Consider the following 6,194-nt stretch of genomic DNA (forward strand, 5'->3'; position numbering starts at 1 on the left):
ACGGCTACAATAATCACATCCTGCTGAAATTGCTTTCCTTTAAAAGGATTCATCGTCATTCCTCCTGCTATCTTTTTCTATTATTCTACCTTATTTGATAGTAGATTTAAAACTTTGCAACAGAACCCTTTTTGCTCATTTGAAGCTAGTTGCTAACGCTTCTTTTGAGTTTACTCTTGATTCAGCCGTTTTAAGGAGACAAAAACTTTGATTTTTTTATAGAAATAAGTTGTTGACAAATTGCGTTTACACATGTAAAGTGACCTTATAATAAACAGTTTACGAGTGTAAACGATGAGGATGAAAGATGGTTGCTACAGTCTTACCGCCCCACGTAACAGATGCTGAATAGGAAGTCATGCGCGTGGTATGGGCAAATAAAAAAGTCACCAGTAAAGAAGTTATCGCTATTTTGGAAGACAAAATGAATTGGAAACAGGCTACAATCAAAACGCTATTAGGCCGATTGGTAGAGAAAGGTGCATTGTCTACTGAGCAAGAAGGGAAGAAGTATATCTATTCCGCAAAAATTGAGGAAAATGAGACCATAAAAGATTACACAAATGATGTTTTTAGTCGGATTTGCAATAAAGAGGTAGGTTATGTAATTGAAGGTTTAATTGAAGATCACATCTTGAGTTTCGATGATATACGGCGCTTGGAAAAAGCTTTGGAAATGAAAAAAAAAATCCGCTGTAGAAGAAGTTAGTTGCCACTGTGCGCCAGGGCAATGTGAATGCAATATGAAACACCATGGAATGAAGATGAGAGGAATGGAATAAAAGATGGAAAATAAAACATTTACCATAGAAGGCATGACTTGTGCTTCTTGCGCCCAAACAGTAGAAAAAGCGACCCAGAAGTTATCAGGCGTAAAAATCGCTAATGTGAATTTTGCAACGGAAAAAATGAGCATTCAGTTTGATGAGGCGTCACTTTCGGAGGCTGACATTCAAAAAGCCGTTTCAGATGCAGGATATGCTGCAATACCTAATACCGTAAGGAAGACTTTTAATCTTGAAGGTATGACTTGTGCTTCTTGTGCACAAACCATTGAAAAAGCTACTCATAAACTTACCGGAGTAAATACGTCATCGGTAAACTTAGCCACGGAAAAAATGGTGGTAGAGTATGATCCAAGTAGGTTAAATATTTCCGATATCACTCAGGCCGTATCCGATTCGGGATATGAGGCACATGAAGAGAGAGCAACTGCGGACACGGTGGACTTAGACCAAGAAAAGAAACAGAATGAAATCAAGAGCCTCTGGAAGAGATTTTTGATTTCGGCCATCTTTACAGCCCCATTACTTTATATCGCAATGGGTCATTTGGTAAATGCGCCCCTACCTGCTTTTATCGATCCGATGATGAATCCGGAAAATTTTGCTATCATTCAACTCTTGCTGACGCTTCCGGTTGTCGTGGTCAATAAAAAAATTTACCAGACTGGATTCAAAGCGTTGTTTAAGGGACATCCCAACATGGACTCATTAATCGCTTTGGGAACAAGTGCCGCTTTCCTTTACGGTGTATTTGCAACGGTCATGATTTTCTTGGGAGAGGCATCTTATGCCAACGAATTGTATTACGAAACAGCGGCTGTTATTCTAGCCTTAATTGTTCTAGGGAAGTATTTAGAAACCCTGACTAAAGGGAAGACATCTGAAGCCATTAAGAAACTGATGGGATTGGCTCCAAAAACAGCACTGGTAGTACGAAACGGAAAGGAAATAGAGATTTCGATTGATGAAGTGGCAGTGGGTGACATCGTTGTTGTGCGCCCAGGTGGAAAAATGCCTGTGGACGGTATGGTAACAGAGGGGTTGACGTCGGTAGACGAATCCATGTTAACTGGTGAAAGTATCCCCGTAGAAAAATCGGTAGGGGACGCGATTATTGGAGCAAGTATCAACAAAAACGGTACGATTCATTATCGAGCCACAAAAGTTGGGAAAGATACCGCACTATCTCAGATTATTAAACTAGTAGAAGACGCGCAAGGATCTAAAGCTCCGATTGCTAAGATGGCAGATATTATTTCCGGTTACTTCGTACCAATCGTTATTGCGATTGCAATCCTTTCTGCGCTTGCGTGGTACTTTGCTGGACAAACAGGGGTATTCGCGTTGACCATAGCCATTTCGGTACTGGTGATTGCGTGCCCATGTGCACTCGGGTTAGCTACCCCTACAGCAATCATGATTGGAACAGGGAAAGGTGCCGAACATGGCGTACTGATTAAGAGTGGGACAGCATTGGAAACAACTCATAAACTGAAGACCATTGTTTTTGACAAGACAGGAACCATTACAGAAGGAAAGCCTAAGGTAACAGATATTATTACTGCAAAAGGGATCTCTCAAGAGGAACTCTTGATGTTGGCGGCTTCCGGTGAGAAAGGTTCTGAACACCCACTAGGGGAAGCAATAGTTAAGGATGCAGAAGAAAAAGGATTGTCTCTGAAGAAAACTGAAGCTTTTGAGGCGATTCCGGGTCATGGAATCGAGGTAAAAATCGACGGAGCTACCCTTTCGTTGGGTAACCGAAAACTGATGGATGAGCGAAATGTCCAACTAGGCAAGTTGGCGAAGGTATCCGATGAATTGGCTAGTCAAGGTAAAACGCCAATGTACATTTCCAGAGGTAGTGAAATTCTCGGAATCATTGCGGTCGCCGATACGGTAAAAGAGAGCAGCCTACGAGCCATTGAAAAGTTGCATAAGATGGGCATTGAAGTAGCCTTGATTACTGGTGACAACAAACGAACGGCAGAAGCAATTGCAAAACAGGTGGGAATCGACCGTGTATTGAGCGAAGTTTTGCCGGAAGATAAAGCTAACGAAGTGAAAAAGTTGCAGGATGAAGGCAAAAAAGTAGGTATGGTAGGCGATGGAATTAATGATGCTCCTGCACTTACGCAAGCCGATGTAGGAATTGCCATTGGATCTGGTACGGATGTAGCGATGGAATCAGCAGATATTGTCCTAATGCGTAGTGACCTCATGGATGTCCCTACGGCTGTGGAATTGAGTAAATCTACCATCCGAAACATTAAGGAAAACCTGTTTTGGGCATTTGCGTACAATATTTTAGGTATTCCCTTCGCGATGGGTGTAGTTTATGCCTTTGGCGGTCCATTGCTTAGCCCGGTTATTGCAGCAGGGGCAATGACTTTTAGTTCTACTTCTGTTTTATTAAATGCATTACGGTTAAGACGATTCAAACCAGCAGTTGTTTAGAAAACACGTAGCTTATTTGGGATTTAAACTTCTTCCTATTCTATATAATAGGAGAAGATAAAAAAAAAAGGGGAATAAAATAATGAAAAAAGAAGTCTTATTAGATGGCGTAAAATGTGCAGGTTGTGCGAACACGGTACAAGAAAGATTTTCAGCTATTGAAGGGGTTGAATCTGTAGAGGTTGATTTAGCGACTAAAAAAGCAGTACTTGAAAGTCAAACAGAGATTGATACCGAAACGCTCAATGCTGCTTTAGCAGAAACTAACTATTCAGTATTAAGTGCATAAAGTACAAATACCATTTATTCATAGATAGTAGATAGAGATAAAGTATAGAACCCTTTTCATGAGAATTATATGCAGTGTTAGATGAGAAAGTTCTAAAACTTTAAAATTATTCTCTAATATAATAAGGAGGAATTAAAAATGAGTAATAACAAAAAACATTCGTCACATAGTCATCATAATCACGGCGACATGGATCACAGCAAGATGGACCATAGTCAGATGGATCACAGCAAGATGAATCACAGTGAAATGGATCATGGCGCAATGGGAGGGCATGCCCACCACCATCACGGTAGCTTTAAGGAGATTTTCTTGAAGTCACTCCCATTAGGAATTGCAATCTTACTCATTACTCCTATGATGGATATTCAGTTGCCTTTCCAAATTATTTTTCCTTATGCAGACGTTGTAGCGGCTGTATTGGCAACAATTCTATACATTTATGGCGGAAAACCATTCTACATGGGTGCGAAAGATGAGTTTAATTCAAAAGCTCCAGGCATGATGTCTTTGATTACTTTGGGAATAACGGTTTCTTATGCCTATAGTGTTTACGCAGTGGCCGCTCGATATGTGACCGGAGAACATGTCATGGACTTCTTCTTTGAGTTTACAACGTTAATTTTAATCATGTTATTAGGACACTGGATTGAAATGAAGGCATTGGGTGAAGCAGGGGACGCGCAAAAAGCATTGGCTGAGTTGGTGCCGAAAGATGCTCATGTTGTTTTAGAAGATGATTCGATTGAGACTCGTCCTGTGTCTGAACTTCAGATTGGAGATGTTATCCGTGTTCAAGCAGGAGAAAATGTTCCAGCTGATGGTATCATTATTCGCGGAGAATCACGTGTAAACGAAGCGCTTGTGACTGGGGAATCGAAACCAATTGAAAAAAATCCCGGAGATGAGGTCATCGGTGGATCAACCAATGGTGGCGGAGTCCTCTATGTGGAAATAAAGCAGACGGGCGATAAGTCCTTCATTTCTCAGGTTCAGGCATTAATCAGTCAAGCTCAAGGCCAATCTTCTCGAGCAGAAAATCTTGCACAAAAAGTTGCAGGATGGCTCTTTTATATTGCGGTTATTGTAGCGCTTATTGCCCTTGTCATATGGATGGTTATAGCTGATGTACCAACGGCAGTTATTTTTACAGTCACCACATTAGTTATTGCTTGTCCGCATGCCCTGGGTCTGGCTATTCCATTGGTGACTGCTCGTAGTACCAGCTTAGGGGCCAGTCGGGGATTATTAGTGAAAGACCGGGACGCTTTGGAGTTGACTACAAACGCAGATGTTATAGTTTTAGATAAAACGGGAACTTTAACAACTGGTGAGTTTAAAGTATTAGATGTTGAACTCTTTAATGATAAATATACGAAAGATGAAATCGTTGCCTTATTGTCAGGTATCGAAGGTGGATCTAGTCACCCTATCGCTCAGTCAATTATTAGTTACGCAGAACAGCAAGGGATACGTCCAGTAAGTTTTGATTCGATTGATGTTATTTCTGGCGCTGGTGTAGAAGGTCAAGCTAACGGACATCGTTATCAATTAATCAGTCAAAAATCATATGGACGTAATCTGGATATGAATATTCCAAAAGGAGCAACCCTCAGTGTCTTAGTAGAAAACGACCAAGCAATCGGTGCTGTAGCTTTAGGGGATGAATTAAAACCGACAAGTAAAGACTTAATACAAGCCCTTAAAAAGAACAAGATTCAGCCGATTATGGCAACGGGTGACAATGAAAAAGCGGCTCAAGGAGCTGCAGAAATTTTAGGTATTGATTATCTAGCTAATCAATCTCCTCAAGACAAATATGAATTAATTGAAAAACTTAAAGCAGAAGGAAAGAAAGTTATCATGGTCGGTGACGGGGTCAACGATGCACCTTCTCTTGCATTAGCAGACGTTGGTATAGCTGTTGGTGCCGGAACTCAAGTAGCATTGGATTCAGCCGATGTCATCTTGACACAGTCAGACCCTGGCGACATTGAATCCTTTATCGAGTTGGCTCAGAAGACCACACGTAAGATGAAAGAAAATCTTGTTTGGGGAGCAGGGTATAACTTTATCGCGATCCCAATAGCTGCAGGAATACTAGCACCAATTGGCATAACATTAACTCCAGCAGTCGGTGCCGTCTTGATGTCACTTTCGACTGTAATTGTTGCCATCAATGCTATGGCATTGAAATTAGAGCCAAAATAAACAGTTATTTTGCACATGAAATAATTGAATGACCTTATCGTGTAAAAATACAATAGTTTCACAGGAAAGGAAGAGATGAAATAATTAAAAAATCATCTCTTCCTTTTTTAGTTTATAAGGAGGAAAAATTATGAGGCTGGTCCTTTTAGGGTTACCTGGTGCTGGGAAAGGCACCCAAGCTAAAAGAATCGCAGAGGAGTACCACCTGACGGCTATTTCAACTGGTGAAATGTTACGAGAAGCAACCAAGGAGAAAGGTACATTCGGACTCAGAGTGCAAGAATATATGAATAAAGGAGAGCTAGTTCCAGATGAGTGGATAAACTGGTTCTGTTGCAAAGTTTTAAATCTACTATCAAATAAGGTAGAATAATAGAAAAAGATAGCAGGAGGAATGACGATGAATCCTTTTAAAGGAAAGCAATTTCAGCAGGATGTGATTATTGTAGCCG

4 protein-coding genes and 1 pseudogene are annotated in these 6,194 nt (G+C 40.7%); all 5 read left to right on the plus strand.

All coding sequences use genetic code 11. The annotated features are described in order from the left end of the window. Positions 1-358: 358 nt before the first annotated feature. The 5 genes and pseudogenes from ACWOEC_RS11840 (at position 359) to ACWOEC_RS11860 (ending at position 6,115) form a co-directional block, all read left to right on the plus strand. Positions 359-782: pseudogene (locus tag ACWOEC_RS11840) on the plus strand (CopY/TcrY family copper transport repressor). Positions 783-785: 3 nt separating this feature from the next. Further along, the gene (locus ACWOEC_RS11845) at positions 786-3,242 is read left to right on the plus strand and encodes a heavy metal translocating P-type ATPase (RefSeq protein WP_455308407.1); all 2,457 of its coding nucleotides are present in this window, start codon (positions 786-788) and stop codon (positions 3,240-3,242) included. Between the two features lie 82 nt (positions 3,243-3,324). After that, positions 3,325-3,531, plus strand: a complete 207-nt coding sequence (gene tcrZ / locus ACWOEC_RS11850) for a copper chaperone TcrZ (RefSeq protein WP_002294571.1) — start codon at positions 3,325-3,327, stop codon at positions 3,529-3,531. 138 nt (positions 3,532-3,669) lie between these two features. After that, positions 3,670-5,742 carry a copper-translocating P-type ATPase TcrB gene (gene tcrB / locus ACWOEC_RS11855; protein ID WP_455308410.1) on the plus strand — a complete coding sequence of 691 codons (2,073 nt, stop codon included), beginning with the start codon at positions 3,670-3,672 and terminating at the stop codon, positions 5,740-5,742. Between the two features lie 130 nt (positions 5,743-5,872). Next, entirely contained in the window at positions 5,873-6,115 is a 243-nt protein-coding gene (locus tag ACWOEC_RS11860; protein ID WP_455308412.1) for an adenylate kinase family protein, read from the plus strand. Positions 6,116-6,194 lie beyond the last annotated feature (79 nt).

It is taken from the genome of Enterococcus bulliens, assembly GCF_053761865.1.